Origin of the sequence: Streptomyces sp. SA15, from assembly GCF_002291145.1 — a bacterium.
GTDB lineage: Bacteria > Actinomycetota > Actinomycetes > Streptomycetales > Streptomycetaceae > Streptomyces.
In genome coordinates, this window is sequence record NZ_NTGE01000197.1 from 231,875 (window position 1) to 246,337 (window position 14,463).

12 protein-coding genes and 3 pseudogenes are annotated in these 14,463 nt (G+C 71.2%); 5 read left to right on the forward strand and 10 right to left on the reverse strand.

Annotation, left to right across the window (positions count from 1 at the left end; all coding sequences use genetic code 11):
• Nucleotides 1-112: 112 nt before the first annotated feature.
• The 3 genes and pseudogenes from CLM62_RS43015 to CLM62_RS43025 all read left to right on the forward strand — a co-directional run bounded on the left by CLM62_RS43015 (nucleotide 113) and on the right by CLM62_RS43025 (nucleotide 3,786).
• Complete coding sequence (locus CLM62_RS43015; RefSeq protein WP_095755327.1) at nucleotides 113-1,366, forward strand: aromatic acid exporter family protein; 1,254 nt, start codon at nucleotides 113-115, stop codon at nucleotides 1,364-1,366.
• A 46-nt stretch (nucleotides 1,367-1,412) separates the two neighbouring features.
• A pseudogene (locus tag CLM62_RS43020) lies at nucleotides 1,413-2,453 on the forward strand (hypothetical protein).
• A 124-nt stretch (nucleotides 2,454-2,577) separates the two neighbouring features.
• Nucleotides 2,578-3,786, forward strand: a complete 1,209-nt coding sequence (locus CLM62_RS43025; RefSeq protein WP_095755328.1) for a lactonase family protein — start codon at nucleotides 2,578-2,580, stop codon at nucleotides 3,784-3,786.
• Here CLM62_RS43025 and CLM62_RS43030 read toward each other — a convergent pair.
• Nucleotides 3,754-4,379 (reverse strand): annotated as a pseudogene (locus CLM62_RS43030) (DUF2470 domain-containing protein). The gene CLM62_RS43025 and the pseudogene CLM62_RS43030 sit on opposite strands and share 33 nt — an antisense overlap.
• 85 nt (nucleotides 4,380-4,464) lie before the next feature.
• Nucleotides 4,465-5,073: a TetR/AcrR family transcriptional regulator gene (locus CLM62_RS43035; RefSeq protein WP_095755329.1), complete on the reverse strand. Its 609-nt coding sequence runs from the start codon at nucleotides 5,071-5,073 to the stop codon at nucleotides 4,465-4,467.
• Between the two features lie 119 nt (nucleotides 5,074-5,192).
• Here CLM62_RS43035 and CLM62_RS43040 point away from each other — a divergent pair, with 119 nt between their 5' ends.
• Nucleotides 5,193-6,704: a cytochrome P450 gene (locus CLM62_RS43040; protein WP_095755330.1), complete on the forward strand. Its 1,512-nt coding sequence runs from the start codon at nucleotides 5,193-5,195 to the stop codon at nucleotides 6,702-6,704.
• Here CLM62_RS43040 and CLM62_RS43045 read toward each other — a convergent pair.
• Nucleotides 6,666-7,508, reverse strand: coding sequence for a pentapeptide repeat-containing protein (locus CLM62_RS43045; RefSeq protein ID WP_179382464.1), 843 nt, complete (start codon nucleotides 7,506-7,508; stop codon nucleotides 6,666-6,668). The two genes, CLM62_RS43040 and CLM62_RS43045, sit on opposite strands and share 39 nt — an antisense overlap.
• A 131-nt stretch (nucleotides 7,509-7,639) precedes the next feature.
• On the opposite strand from CLM62_RS43045, the gene CLM62_RS43050 reads away from it, so the two are divergent.
• Complete coding sequence (locus CLM62_RS43050) at nucleotides 7,640-7,840, forward strand: DUF5999 family protein (protein ID WP_095755331.1); 201 nt, start codon at nucleotides 7,640-7,642, stop codon at nucleotides 7,838-7,840.
• Nucleotide 7,841: 1 nt separating this feature from the next.
• On the opposite strand, the gene sigJ is transcribed toward CLM62_RS43050, so the two are convergent.
• The 7 genes and pseudogenes from sigJ to rhaS all read right to left on the reverse strand — a co-directional run bounded on the left by sigJ (nucleotide 7,842) and on the right by rhaS (nucleotide 14,452).
• Entirely contained in the window at nucleotides 7,842-8,735 is an 894-nt protein-coding gene (gene sigJ / locus CLM62_RS43055) for an RNA polymerase sigma factor SigJ (protein WP_095755332.1), read from the reverse strand.
• 20 nt (nucleotides 8,736-8,755) lie between these two features.
• Complete coding sequence (locus tag CLM62_RS43060; RefSeq protein ID WP_095755333.1) at nucleotides 8,756-9,499, reverse strand: PIG-L deacetylase family protein; 744 nt, start codon at nucleotides 9,497-9,499, stop codon at nucleotides 8,756-8,758.
• Between the two features lie 41 nt (nucleotides 9,500-9,540).
• Nucleotides 9,541-10,239 (reverse strand): annotated as a pseudogene (locus CLM62_RS43065) (alpha/beta hydrolase); the annotation flags it as partial.
• 182 nt (nucleotides 10,240-10,421) lie between these two features.
• Nucleotides 10,422-11,447, reverse strand: coding sequence for a LacI family DNA-binding transcriptional regulator (locus CLM62_RS43070; protein ID WP_095755334.1), 1,026 nt, complete (start codon nucleotides 11,445-11,447; stop codon nucleotides 10,422-10,424).
• 78 nt (nucleotides 11,448-11,525) lie between these two features.
• Nucleotides 11,526-12,950, reverse strand: coding sequence for a BNR repeat-containing protein (locus CLM62_RS43075; RefSeq protein WP_095755335.1), 1,425 nt, complete (start codon nucleotides 12,948-12,950; stop codon nucleotides 11,526-11,528).
• 53 nt (nucleotides 12,951-13,003) lie between these two features.
• A complete protein-coding gene (locus CLM62_RS43080) occupies nucleotides 13,004-13,324 on the reverse strand; it encodes an L-rhamnose mutarotase (protein WP_095755336.1) in 321 nt (106 codons plus the stop codon).
• A gap of 42 nt (nucleotides 13,325-13,366) precedes the next feature.
• Nucleotides 13,367-14,452 (reverse strand): rhamnose ABC transporter substrate-binding protein, encoded by a 1,086-nt coding sequence (gene rhaS / locus CLM62_RS43085; RefSeq protein WP_095755337.1) that lies wholly within the window; start codon nucleotides 14,450-14,452, stop codon nucleotides 13,367-13,369.
• Between the last annotated feature and the right edge of the window lie 11 nt (nucleotides 14,453-14,463).

A 14,463-nucleotide genomic window follows, 5' to 3' on the forward strand; every position in this document is an offset into this window, starting at 1 on the left:
CACTCCCCAGGCGTACCGGAATGACAATCTACGCTTCCCTCCGGACAGTCGCGGACAGTCACGGTCCTCAATGAGTACCTTCGGTCCATCTGTGGAAGGGGACAGCCCGAGGATGCGAGATGTACGTGAGGGGACGACGTTCCTCATGCGGCTGGGGAAGCTGCGCCGGGATCCCCTGGCGGTCCAAACGCTGCGGTCGGCGGCCGCGGCGACGATCGCGTACGTCATCGCGCTGCGCCTGAGTCCCGAGGCGGCGCCGCTGACCGCCCCCCTGACCGCGCTGCTGGTCGTCCAGGTCACCTTGTACGCCACGCTCACCAACGGCATCCGCCGGGTGACCTCCGTGGTGGCCGGCGTCATGGTCGCCATCGCCTTCAGTCTCCTGGTCGGCCTGACCTGGTGGAGCCTCGCGCTGCTGATCGTGGCGTCGCTGGTGGTCGGGCATCTGGTGCGGGTCAACGAGTACGTGCCCGAGGTGGCGATCAGCGCGATGCTGGTCCTCGGAGTGACGACCCACGGGGACACGGCGTGGGCGCGGGTGCTGGAGACGCTGATCGGCGCGGTCGTCGGGCTCGGCTTCAATCTGCTCCTCGCGCCGCCGGTGTGGGTGGAGGAGGCGGGTGAGTCGCTGGAGGGACTGGCCCGCCGGCTGCGGCAGTTGATGCTCCGCATCGGCGAGGAGGCCGCCGGCCGCACACCGGTCGAGCGGGCTGCGGCGCGGCTGCACGAGGCGCGTCGGCTCGACCACGACATCGTCGAGGTCGACGCGGCGCTGAGGCAGGCCGAGGACAGCCTGCGGCTCAATCCGCGCGTGAGCGAGGGTCTGCTGCACCGAGTCGTGCTGCGTACCGGGCTGGACACGCTGGAGATCTGCACGGTCGTCCTGCGGGTGCTCGCGCGTACCCTCACCGACCTGGCGAAGGAGCGTGAGCCCGAGCCGCTGTTCGCGAAGGAGACGGGCGCCGTCGTGGAGCAGTTGCTGTCCGAGATCGCCGACGCGGTGGTCAGCTTCTCGGTGCTGGTCACCACGCACGTCAGCCTCAACGCCGACGCGGCGGAGTCGCGGCTCGCCGCGGAGTTGCGCTCGGCGGTGGGCACCCGCGACAGGCTGGCCCTGCTATTGCGTGAGGAGGCCGAGCGCGAGATCCGGCACTGGCAGTTGCTCGGCGCCGTGCTGACCGAGGTGAACCGCATTCTCGACGAGCTCGACACCGAGCACCGTTCGCGTCGCCTGCTGGAGGAACTGGACCGCGTGTCGCGGGAGCAGCGCGCGCGGATGCCGCGGCTTACCCGGCTGCGTGAGCGCATGGGCGTTCAGGAGCGGCTGTGGCGGAACCGTACCGGGATCGGCGGGCGTTCTTGGTGAGGGGACGCCGGGACAGGGCCGGCACCGGACGCGAGGGAGCGGGCCGATGACCGACACCACCGTGCGGATCGACGGGAACACACTGCGGTTGCCGGGCGGTGTGGCCGTACGGTTCGTCCGCACGCTGCGTCTACCGGAGACGGGCACCCATCCGCTGCCACCGGGCCTCGGCGAGTTCCCCCTGCGCCGGGTCTCCGACTACCCGGACACGGTCCCCGAGCGGTAGCGGGCACGGGGCGGGGTGATGCTGCCGGTGTACCTGCGCGAGGCGATGTGGCTGAGCTTCGCGGGTACGACGGAGCCGGCCGCCCTGCAGGTCGGGGCGGGCAAGGTGTGTGCCGTCTCGGGCCTGCCGTGGAGCGGCCGGCTCTCCCGCGAGCCGCAGAACTACGTCGTCCTGCCGCGCCAGCCATGGCTGGACGGGATCAACTCCGGCAAGGGGACGGTCCGCCAGTTCGTGGCGGTGCCGCTGGGGCTGGGCGCGACCGTCGAGGGCCAGGTCACGGGCGAGGAGGTGTGGGGCGGCGTACAGCTGCAGTCGTTCCGGCTGAACGACGGGGAGCTGGCCCGGTGGCGCGAGGAGGAGCGGCTGCGGGTGGAGCGGGAGAGGTCGATCACCCTGCCGCCCCCGGGGTACGGAGCGGCGATGCCCATGGCGGCCCCGTCCGGGGGCGCGGCCCCCGCGCGCCGGCCTCGTCAGGCGGCGGCCGCGATGGGTCTGGGCGTCGGCGGTTCGATGCGGCAGGAGGTCTACCGGGACGACCGGCCGCTGAAGGACTGGTCCGAGCAGCCCGCCGGGCTCGTGTTCGTGCACCTGGTGACGCCTCCGGAGTGGCGCCGCATCACCGGCGAGGCTCCCCCGCCCTCGCCCGTGGACCGCGCCGCGTACACCCGCGCCGGGCTGCCCTGGTTCGACTACTACGACCAGGACGCGGAGGATCTCGCTCCCACGGACACCCTCGGGGGCGTCAAGCCGGTCGGTGACTGGATCGGGGACGACCACGACCACTGGCAGGAGCCCTCGGCGCAGCAGGTGCGGCCGCTCAAGGACGCGCCGGGTAAGCCGGTCGAGGACGGTGACTGGTAGACGCCGCGACGAACCCGGGCCTGTTGCGCTTACGCAACGCAGGGTGCCGTTGTTGCACGTGGCGGGTGATCCACGCCAAGGTGGCTGTCGCGACCGGGACGATGTGACGACCTGAGGTGTGGACATGGGCAGTGGTGGCTGGAGCAGGCGCCGGTTCGTCGGCGCCCTCGCGGGAACGGCCGCCACGGCCGCCCTGCCCGCGTGCGGTGACGCGCCGTCGGAGACGGAACCGCCGGCGTCCGAGCCCGGCCCGAGTGCCCCGCGAGCCACGACGAGCGCCCCGCGCGGCACCGGCAAGACCTCCGGCCCCCGCCCGCTCTACCTCGGCACCTACACCTCGGTCGAGGGCGGCGGCACGGGCATCGGTTTCGCCACGTACGACGCCGAAAGCGGCCGTATCACGGGCGGCGGAACCCTCACCGGCGTCGCCAACCCGTCGTACCTCGCGCTGCGACCGGACGGCCGCACGCTGTACGCGGTGAACGAGCAGGATGACGGTGCGGTGACCGCCGTCCGGCTGTCCGACCGCGAGGTCCTCGGGAGCCGGAGCACCGGAGGCGGGGGGCCCTGCCATCTGTCCGTGCATCCCGGCGGGCGCTGGCTGCTCAGCGCCAACTACACCTCCGGCAGCGTGGCCGTGCACCCGATCGAGGCCTCGGGCGCGCTCGGCGAGCGCACCGACCTGGTCAAGCACTCCAGCCCGCCGCCCGGTCCCGGCCAGGACGGCCCGCACGCCCACCAGTTCATCACCAGCCCCGACGGCGGCCATGTCCTCGCCGTCGATCTGGGCACGGACACCGTGTACACCTACCGCCTGGACGAGAAGACCGGCAGGCTCACCGAGGTCGCGCAGGCCCACACCCGGCCGGGCGCCGGGCCGCGTCATCTCACTTTTCATCCCGGGGGCCGGCACGCGTATCTGGCCAACGAGGTCGACAACACGGTCGCGGTCTGCGGCTACGACCCCGGCACCGGCCGCCTCAGCGTCGGTGAGGCCCAGTCCACGGGAACGGGGTCGGGCACCAGCTACCCGGCGCAGATCCTGGTGACCTCGAACGGCGCGTACGCGTATCTCGCCAACCGGGGCCACAACAGCCTCACGCGCTACGCGGTGGAGGCGGACGGCGCCCGGCTCAGGCTGCTGGACACGGTGCCGGTGGCCGGTGACTTCCCGCGCCAGATCGCCTTCTCGCCGGACGGATCGCTGCTGTTCGCCGCGAACCAGAAGTCCTCCACCGCGAGCGTGTTCCACGTGAACACGCGCAGCGGTGAGCTGCGGCTCGCAGGCGAGCCGTTCGCCTCACCCGTCGCCGTCTGTGCGCTGCCGCTGTAGGGCCCGCGGACAGGACGCGGCGCCGGCCTGGGTGAGCAGGACGTGCATGCGCTCCGTGAGCTGGGCCATGTCGTCGGCGGGCGTGTGGAACGCCAGGCGTACGTCTCCGTGGGCGCGGGCGCGTTCGATGCGCAGCGTCAGTCCGTGCCGGTCGACGGCGAGTGGCTGGACGCGGACCGCGCCGTGTCGGGCGCGGCGGCGGAAAACTCGTCGAGGTCGACGACGACCGCACCGGACGGCGGGCGCAGCACCACGCGTGTGGCGCGGAACGCCAGGTGGCCGTCCTCGTGGACGAACCATCCGGCCATCCAGAGCCGGGCCCGGATCCGGCTGCGCACGGGGACGGGCGCCACGTCGGCGAACTCCAGGACGGCGGACGGCTCGCCGCGGGGTGCGCAGATCGCGGCCGCGAGCAGAGTGCTGTCCTCCGGCACGTGCAGGAGCACCCGGCCGTCCTCGGCCACGGTGTGCGCGCCGACGAACTCCTCGCGGCCGCCCTCCGCGGTCACCGCGCAGGACCACGCGGCGGCGAGCACCGACCGGGCCCGCTCCGCCGCGGAAGGCACGGCCGTCCAGCTTTGGCTGTCACCCATCCCAAACCTCCTTAGGTAAGCCTTGCCTAACCTATCGGAGATCGGAGATGAAACCAACCATGAGGTGACCATGAACCGGTGAATGTCAGGAGGAGATGACACCCAGCAGCGCCCGTGCGCACAGGTCGCGCACCTGCTCCCGCGAGAGGTCCGAACCCCGCAGCCACTCCAGGGAGACCGCGGTCATGAAGCCCAGCCACCCGCGGACGGCCAACTTGAGGTCGGCCCGCGCCTGGGACACCGCCCCGAACTCGGGGTCGGCGGCCAGCGCCTCGAGGATCTGCCTCTCCTGTGCGGCGAGCGCCCGCTGATAGACCTTGCGCACGGCCTGGTCACCCGCCGCGTCGGCCCGATGGAAGGCCCGGTAGCCGTGCGCGTGGGCCTGGATGTACTCCAGATACGCGTCGAGGCCGGCGGCGAGCTGCTTGCGCACCGGAACTCCGGGCACGACCTGACTCATGCTCAGCATCCGCTCGCTCTCGCGCTCGACGACCGCGGCGAAGAAGTCCCGCTTGGTCGGGAAGTAGTGGTAGAGCAGCCCGCGCGAGACCCCGGCGATCTCGGCGACCTGCTCGATCCACACGTCGTCGTACGGACCCTCCGAGAACAGCCGCGCCCCCACTGTCAGCAGCTGCTCACGGCGCTCCTCGGTGCTGAGCCGGCGGCGTGTGCGCCCGCCCTGGTTCGCGGCCATGCCCGCACTTTACTTGACGTCGGTTCAACAGCGGGATCAGACTGAAGCCGCTCTATTGAATCCACGTACAACACGCTTCAGCACCCTCAACATGCCGCTGCTGCAAGGGAGATCGCGTCATGGCGGAGACGTCGACAGGGACCGGGCTGCCCAGGGGGTTCCGTGGCGCCGAGCAGGGCTGGCCGGAGTTGCGCCGCATTCCGCGTCCGCCGGGCCGGCTCCCCCTGCTCGGCGACGTGCTCGGCGCCAGTCGGCGTACGCCGTTGCAGGACACCCTCCGGTACGCCCGGCGGCTGGGGCCGATATTCCGACGCAAGGCCTTCGGCAGGGAGTTCGTGTTCGTGTGGGGCGCCGATCTGGTGTCCGACCTGGCGGACGAGTCGCGCTTCGCCAAGCATGTGGGCCTCGGGGTCGCCAATCTTCGGCCGGTCGCCGGGGACGGGCTGTTCACGGCGTACAACCACGAGCCCAACTGGCAGCTGGCGCACGACGTGCTGGCCCCGGGTTTCAGCCGGGAGGCGATGGAGTGCTACCACGCGATGATGCTGGCGGTGGCCGGGCGGCTCACCGACCACTGGGACGGCGAGCTGGCGGCGGGCCGGGCGGTGGACGTGCCCGGTGACATGACCAAGCTGACGCTGGAGACGATCGCGCGGACCGGATTCGGCCACGACTTCGGTTCCTTCGAGCGCACCCGGCCGCATCCCTTCGTGAGCGCGATGGTGGGCACGCTCACCTATGCGCAGCGGCTGAACACGTTGCCGTTCCCGCGGCTGCTGCGTGGTGCCGCCCGCCGCAACGCGGCCGACATCGCGTACCTCAACCGCACCGTCGACGACCTGGTCCGCGCCCGGCGTACGGCGAGCGGGGACGGGGACCTGCTGGACCGGATGCTGGACACGGCCCATCCGGAAACCGGGGAGCGGCTGTCGGCGCGGAACGTCCGCCGGCAGGTCATCACCTTCCTGGTGGCGGGCCACGAGACCACCTCGGGCGCCCTGTCCTTCGCACTGCACTACCTCGCCCGCCATCCCGACGTCGCCGCCCGCGCCCGCGCCGAGGTGGAGCGCGTCTGGGGCGGAGCGGCCGTGCCCGGCTACGACCAGGTGGCCAAGCTGCGGTACGTCCGCCGGGTGCTGGACGAGTCGCTGCGGCTGTGGCCGACCGCGCCCGCCTTCGCCCGGGAGGCCCGGCAGGACACGGTGCTGGCCGGGACGCACCCGATGCGACGGGGCGCGTGGACGCTGGTGCTCACGCCGATGCTGCACCGCGACCCCTCGGTCTGGGGTGCCGACGCCGAACGGTTCGACCCGGACCGCTTCGAGGCGCGGGCCGTACGGTCCCGTCCCCCGCACACCTTCAAGCCGTTCGGGACCGGGGCGCGGGCGTGCATCGGGCGCCAGTTCGCGCTGCACGAGGCCACGCTGGTGCTCGGCCTGCTGCTGCGCCGCTACGAGCTGCGGCCCGAACCCGCCTACCGGCTGCGGGTGACCGAGCGGCTCACGCTGATGCCGGAGGGGCTGCGGCTGCGCCTGGAGCGACGGGCGGCCACCGGCACGGTCCCGCCCGCTCAGGACCCCGACGAGTCCGCGTCAGAGCCGCGCTGTCCAGTGCGCGGGGCGGGTGACTGACTGCGGCAGGCGGGTGCCCGCGCTGCCCCTGGCCGCGTTCAGCTGGGGCTGGGTGAGGAAGAGCGCGCCGGTCAGGTCCGCGTCCGTGAGGTCGGCGTCGCGCAGATCGGCGCCGATCAGGTCCGCGCCGCGCAGATCGGCGCCGGTGAGGTCGGCGGCGATCAGGTAGGCGCCGCGGAGGCTGGCGCCCCGCAGGTCGGCGCCCTTGAGGCGGGCACCGATCAGGTCCGCGCCCCGGCGGTTCTTCTTCTTGCCGCGTATGCCGGCTCGGGCCAGCTCGCTGGTCTTCAGCAGGAGCACGTTGACCTCCTGCCGGTGGGCGGGCACGTCCAACGCGCCGAGTTCCTCGGGGGTTCCGCGGGTGAGCGTCTCGGTCCGCTCCAGAGCCCGGCGCAGGTCGGCGTGGAGGGGACGGGCCGCCGGCAGGGTGAGCGCCTCGGTGAGGTAGCAGAGCAGTTCGTGGAGCTGCCGCACGACCGGGAAGACGTCGACCATGCGCCGCGCGTCCTCGCGCGAGCCCGAGCGCCAGTCCCGGCCGCCGAAGGTGACCTGCGAGACCTTCTGCCCGGCGCCGAAGCAGTCGTAGACCGTGCAGCCGGTGAAGCCCTTCTGCCGCAGTTTCGCGTGGATGCCGCACCGGTGGTCGCCCTGGAGGTTCGGGCAGGGCTTTCCGGCCTGCTTGTCGATGGCGAAATCCGCGGAGGCGGCGAAGGGCAGGGCGACACAGCACAGCCCGAAGCACTGCTCGCAGTCGCCGCGCAGGTCGGGCCGGTTCGCTGTCTGATCTCGCATGGCGTTCAGCATACGGAACGAAAACTCACCGCTGAATTTCCGGCCTTGTGGGGGTCCCCTCATCCAACGGAAAACAAGCTCGGCTACTACAGAGATACGAGCCGACGAAGGCAGGAGCCCCACCCGGACCGAGGAGAGACGTCATGTGCAGCCACCAGCCCGCGTGCCCGACCGCCGACAGCCCCGACCACCACGCCGCCGTGATCGTGTCGGCCCACCCCGAACAGGGCTGGAGCCTGCTGTGCAACGGCACCATCGTCTTCGACGACACCGGTGAGCTCCTGCCGGACGGGCGGGTCGTGAGCCCGCACCGCACGCCGGGCACGCTGGCCGTGGCCGCCTGACTCATCCGAGGGCGTCCGGCAGTTCCAGGCCGGCCAGGCGCTCGGGGTCGGCCAGGATGTGCATCGCGACGATCCGGCCGTCGGCGACGGTGACGCCCATGACCGACTGCAGCCGCCCGTCGGGGGCGTTGACGAATCCGAGCGCGCCGTTGACGAGCGCCACCCGCGCCGTCGGGGCGAACTGCCGGAACAGCATGGCCTGTTCGGCGACGCCCTTGGCACCGCGCACCACCTTCGACGCGGCCGCACCGCCGACCAGGGCCCCGGAGTCGACGCGCAGCACGACGTCGGGGTGGAGGACGGCGACCAGCGCCTCGAAGTCCCCCGCGTGACTGGCGGCCAGGAACGCGTCGACGACCTCGCGCTGCCGGCCGAGGTCCGGGTCGGCCGAGGGAGTGGCCCCCTGCACCCGGCGCCGGGCACGGCTGGCCAGTTGGCGGGTCGCCGCCGAACTGCGGTCCACGATCGGCGCGATGTCGTCGAACGGCACCGTGAACATGTCGTGCAGGACGAACGCGAGCCGCTCGGCGGGCTCCAGCGTCTCCAGGACGATCATGAGGGCGAGCCCCACCGAGTCGGCCTGGAGGACCTCCTGTTCCGGGTCGGTCCGCGTCAGGGGCCGGATCAGGGGGTCGGGGACGAAGGTGTCGTCCAGGGGGTCCTCACGGCGTGCGGTGCGCGAGCGCAGCATGTCGAGGCAGACCCGGCCGACCACGGTGGTCAGCCAGCCGCCGAGATTCCTGATGTCCCCCGCGTCGGTACGGCTCAGCTTCAGCCAGGTCTCCTGGACGGCGTCCTCGGCCTCGGCCAGAGAGCCCAGCATGCGGTAGGCCACCGCCCGCAGATGCCCGCGGTGCTCTTCGAAGCGCTCCGCCAGCAGCTCGCTGTCACTCATCGTCGGCTCCCCCTCCGTCGTCATCTGCCGAACAGCTCGAACGCCACCGCGGGCCTGCCTCCGAACCGCTCCCCCGTCGCTTCGGCGTGGCCCGTCAGGAATTCCCGCACGTACGTCTCCGGATCCTCGCTCGTCAACGCCTCGATGTACGTGCGGTGTTGGAGCAGCGAGCGCACCGCCCGCTCCAGTCCCGGTGTGGCGTCCACGGCGTGCGTGGGCGTGCTGGAGCCGGCGACGGCGACCCAGCGGACGCCGTTCCAGGGCTGAAGGCCCTGCTCGACGAGTTCCGGGAAGATCCAGCGGTTGCCCGCGTCGCCGGCCGCGTCCAGGGTGGCGCGGCCGACGGCGACGTGGTCGGGGGTGTTCCAGGCGACGCCGCCCCAGGTGTCCCGGTGGTTGAGGGTGATCACCAGTTCGGGCCGGTGCCGGCGGATCGCGGCGGCGATGTCCCGGCGCAGGGCGGTGCCGTACTCGATGACGCCGTCCTTGTGGTCGAGGAACTCCACCGCCGACACGCCCACCACGGCCGCGCTCGCCCGCTGCTCCCGCTCCCGCAGCGGGCCGCACTCGGCGGGCTCCAGAGTGTCGATGCCCGCCTCGCCACGGCTCGCGAGGACGTAGGCGACCTCGCGGCCGGCGTCGGTCCAGGCGGCGATCGCGGCGGAGCAGCCGTACTCGAGGTCGTCCGGGTGCGCCACGACCGCGAGGGCGCGCTGCCAGTCGTCGGGCATGGGCTGGAGCTGAGTGATCGTCGGCTCGGTCATGTTCCGCAGACTAGCCCGCGCCTACGACATCCACGGTGGGATCACACCTCGTCCCGTGTCAGTGCCAGCAGTCGGTCCAGGACGGGGGGCCCGCCCGCGCGTACGCCGTCGTGCTCGAACTCGTCGGTGGCCCAGGTGCGCAGGCCGCGGATCGCGCGGGCCGTCTCCAGGGAGTGGGCGGTGTCGACGTACATGTCGTCGTGGTAGACGGCGGCCGCGACCGGCACCTCGTTCTCGGCGAGCCGGGCGGGGTCGTACAGGAGCGTCCAGCCCCTGTTCTCGGCCAGTTCCTTCGCGGTCTCGGGCAGCGGGCGCAGGGCCGGGTCGTTGTCGAACATCCACGGGTGCACGGACTCACCCGTGAACAGCAGCGGTCCGTCGCCCGTGAGCGTCTTGGCCGCGTCGAACTGCGGGAACTCGGCACGCACCCGCTCCGCGGCCCAGTCGGTGGGCCCAGGGTCCTGCCCGTAGCAGGCCTCGTGGACGAGCGCGTACAGCGGGTGGCCCGCGAACGACAGGAGCCCCTGGACCTCCTCCTGGAAGGCGTCGGAGAGGGCGGGGCCCTGCGGGGTGCGGACGAAGGCGTCCTCCAGGAGGTAGTGGAGGCGGTGGCTGCCGTCACTCTTGCCGAGGACGATGCCGAGCGACTGGAAGGCCTCGACGGTGAGCCGGTAGCCGTTCGGCAGGACGACCTTGTGCGCCAGCAGGTGCTCGGCGATCCGCCGGGCCCGTCCGACGTCCACGGTGAAGTGGCGGTCGGTGAGGACGACGCCGGGCTGGCGGTAGCTGACGGTCAACGGGGCTCGGTGCGGACGGACTGCTGGCGGCGTCCCAGTTCCGCACATGTCCGGCCGGCTGCCACCTCCAGGGATCATGAACGACTGCTGAATGCCGGCTCAGTAGGCCGCCGTCGTACGGCGGCTCAGCGGGCCGACAGGCTGGAGCGCCGTACCACCAGTTCGGGCTGGAGCACGACCCGGCGGTGCTCGTGCCTGCGCGGCGAGGTCTCCGCCTCCGTCTCCTCCAGCAGGAGTTCCGCGGCCAGGGCGCCCATGGTGACTGCGGGCTGCCGGACCGAGGTGAGCGGGACGGCCGCGGCGGCCGCGAACTCGATGTCGTCGTAACCGACGATCGCGAGGTCGTCGGGGACGCCGACGCCGGCCGCGTACATGGCCTGCAGGACGCCCAGGGCGAGCAGGTCGTTGGCGCAGAACACGGCGGTCGGCCGGACGGCGAGGCCGAGCAGGCGGGCGCCCGCGTCCCGGCCGGCGGCCACGTCGAGCCGTTCGGTGGGCAGCTCGCGCAGGCACTCCGGGCCGAGCCCCGCCTCCGCCAGGGCGTTCAGGGCGCCCGTACGGCGGTCCCTGACCTGGTTGAGGCCGGGCGGGCCGCTGACGTACGCGATGGAGCGGTGCCCCGCATCGACAAGGTGGCGTACGGCCAGCGCGCCGCCGGCCACGTCGTCGACGGAGACCGAGCACTCGGTGGTGCCCTCGGCGACCCGGTCGACGAGGACGAAGGGGATGCCGTGCCGCCGGAACGACTCGATGTTGCGGCCGGTCGCGTCGGCGGGGGTGAGCAGCACGCCCCGCACCCGCTGCTCGGCGAAGAGCGACAGGTACTCGGCCTCCTCGCTCGGGTTCTGGGCACTGTTGCAGACCATGACGCCGAGCTGGGCCTCGCGCGCGGCCCGTTCGGCACCGCGCGCGACGTCGACGAAGAAGGGGTTGCCCATGTCGAGGACGAGCAGGCCCATGATCCGGCTGCGGCCCGCGCGCAGCTGGCGCGCGGACTCGCTGCGGACGTAGCCCAGACGGTCTATCGCGGACAGCACCCGCGCCCGGGTCTCGGTCGCGACCGTGTCCGGACGGTTGATGACGTTCGACACCGTGCCGACGGAGACTCCGGCGGCACGGGCGACGTCCTTGATACCCACCGACTGGGCCATCAGGCAGGTACCTCCAGGGGAGCAAGGGTTGGCCGGAAGGCCTTCACATTACCGTCCTTCTTCACGCATCAGGCCCGGTCACGCGGGCAACGCGAAGTCGACGACGTGCAGCGCCGAAGGGGTCGTGCCGCTCGACTTCTCCTGGTACATGACCGACAGGACGTTGTCCTGGGCGATCCGGGTCTCGTCGATGACGACCTCGCCGAAGGCGTTGAGCCCGGAGCCGTCGAACAGGATCCTCCAGTCGGTGTGTCCGGAGGCCGCCGACGCACCGGCGATCCGGCCGAACGGGAAGATCGCGTAAGCGTTGTTGTACTTGTCCATGACCAGCTTGGTGCGCTGGCTGGAGTTCAGCGGCACCGGTATCTCGGTCTTCTGCCAGGGGCCGGAGGAACTCTTGCGGACGAGGAAGGCTCGGCCGTTGGCTGTGCGGTCGGCGACGTAGTTCGTCGTGCACTGGCCGAAGCGGCCGGGGACGTAGCTGATGATGGCGTGCGGCCGGCCGGCCGAGTCGGTGAACTGGCTCTCCTGGTTCATCAGCGAGTGGTCGGGGTTGAGGGGGTCCACGACGAGACCCGCGTCGTTGACGGAGACCCGGTCGGAGCCGCCGGTGGTGCCGACGACGGTGCCCGCGTTGTTGCGCCAGGTCCGGCCGCGGTCGTCGGAGTAGACGTAGCCGGTGTCGTGGTTGGTGATGCCACCGCTGTTGCACATGACGGAGTTGCTCTGCTCGCGCCACGTGAACATGGCGTGCAGACGCCCGTTGCGGTCGTAGTCGATGCCGTGCAGGTACATGTTGCGGGCCGTCGAGGAGCCGTGCTCGCTGGTGTACGTGCCGGTGGAGCTGGTCCACTCGCCGAGGTTGGTCCAGGAGGTGCCGTCGTACTCGGCGAGCGCGTTGCGGCCGTTGCCGGAGATCGCGACGCGGTAGCTGAGCTGGAGCCGGCCCTCGGGGGTCGAGATGAACTGTGGGTAGGTGAACTGCGAGGTGAGCGCGAGTCCGTCGAGAGTGGACTGCGGTGCGCCGAAGCGGCTGGTGGTCCAGCTCAGCCCGGCGGGGTTGTCCATGAGGCCGGCCACGGACTTGACGTAGGTGAAGCCGTCGCTGTGCGAGTCCATGTTGAGGTGGAGGCGGCCGTCCACCTTGGAGACGCCCATGGAGATGACGTTGTGGGAGTCGTTGTAGCGGAGCGTGTGGCCGACCTTGACGGTGGACCAGGTGCTCGCGCCGAGCACGCGTCGGCCGACGACGGCGTTGCGGTCGGCGGTGTACCAGGCGGCGTACTGGTAGCCCTTGTAGGTCAGCAGGCCGTTCTTCTGGAACGAGTTGTTGTTGACCAGGCCGTCGTACGACACGAAGAAGATGGCCTGGCTGTCGAGCGTGGTGGTGCCCGTCCGGGTGACCGAGGGGCCGGGGTCGGCGGCCCGGGCGGTGCCGGACGCGAGGGTGGGGGTCATCACGGCTCCAGCGAGGGCGGCGCCCAGCAGCGTACGTCTCTTCATCTCGGGGGACTCCATTGTCTGCGAGGGGGAAGCACGGGAGGTACGGGAGGGGGTCAGGCGAGGTGGAACACCTCGGTGAGCGGTTTCATCGCCTCGTCGGGGCGCTCCCCGTCGAGGGATTCGAAGAAGGGGCCCATCTCGGCCTGCCAGCGGGCGTTGACCTCGGTGGCCTCCATCCCGGCCTTGGCGGCCTCGAAGTCCTCGGTCTCCAGGTAGCCGACGAGCAGGCCGTCGTCGCGCAGGAAGAGCGAGTAGTTGTGCCAGCCGGTGGCCGCGAGTGCCTCAAGCATCTCCGGCCACACGGCGGCGTGGCGTTCGCGGTACTCGGCGATCCTGTCCTGACGGACCTTGAGCAGGAAACAGACGCGCTGCATGAAGTACCGCTCCCCTGGGGTGAGTTGGTGCTGAGTCGGTGATCAGAAGTTGAACTGGTCGATGTTCTTCTTGTCGAAGACGGTCGGCTTGCCGAGGCTGATCACGCCGTCCTTGCCGATGGTGTACTCGCCCATGTCGCCGGCCTTGAAGGTCTCGCCCTCCTTGCCGGTGATCTGCCCGGAGACCAGGGCGACGGCCGTGCGCGCGGCCAGCTCGCCCAGCTTGGACGGGTCCCACAGCTCGAAGGCGTCGACGGTGCCGTTCTTGACGTACTTGCGCATGTCGTTCGGGGTGCCGAGGCCGGTCAGCTTGACCTTGCCCTTGTACTTGGAGCCCGACAGGTACTGTGCGGCCGCCTTGATGCCGACCGTGGTCGGGGAGATGATCCCCTTCAGGTTCGGGTACTCCTGGAGCAGGCCCTGGGTCTGCTGGAAGGACTGCTGGGCGTCGTCGTTGCCGTACGCGACCTTGACCAGCTTGATGTCCTTGTACTTCGGATCCTTGAGCTCGTCCTTCATGAACTCGATCCAGGTGTTCTGGTTGGTCGCGGTCTGCGCGGCGGACAGGATCGCGATCTCGCCCTTGTAGCCGATCTGCTCGGCGAGCAGCTGCACCTCGGTACGGCCGAGGTCCTCGGCGCTGGCCTGCGAGACGAAGGCGTTGCGGCAGTCGGGGTTGGTGTCGGAGTCGTAGGTGACGACCTTGATGTCGTTGCTCATGGCCTGCTTGAGCGCGGTGCACAGGGCGCCGGGGTCCTGTGCGGAGACGGCCATGGCGTTGACCTGCTGCTGGGTGAGGGTGTTGACGTAGGACACCTGGCCCGCGGTGTCGGTGGCGCTGGACGGGCCGACCTCCTTGTAGCTGGAGCCGAGCTCCTTCACGGCCGCCTCGCCGCCCTTGTCGGCGGTGGTGAAGTACGGGTTGTTGACCTGCTTGGGCAGGAACCCTATGGTCAGGCCCTTCTTGATGGCCGCGTTCGGGTCGGCCTTGCCGGCCGAGGCGGCGCCGCCGGAGCTCTCGCTCTTGACGTCTTCCTTGGTGGTGCCGCCGCAGGCGGTGGCCGCCAGGGCGAAGGAGGTGACGGCGGCCAGGGCCGCACAGGTGCGGCGGAGGGTCGACTTGCGCATGGCTGTGATTC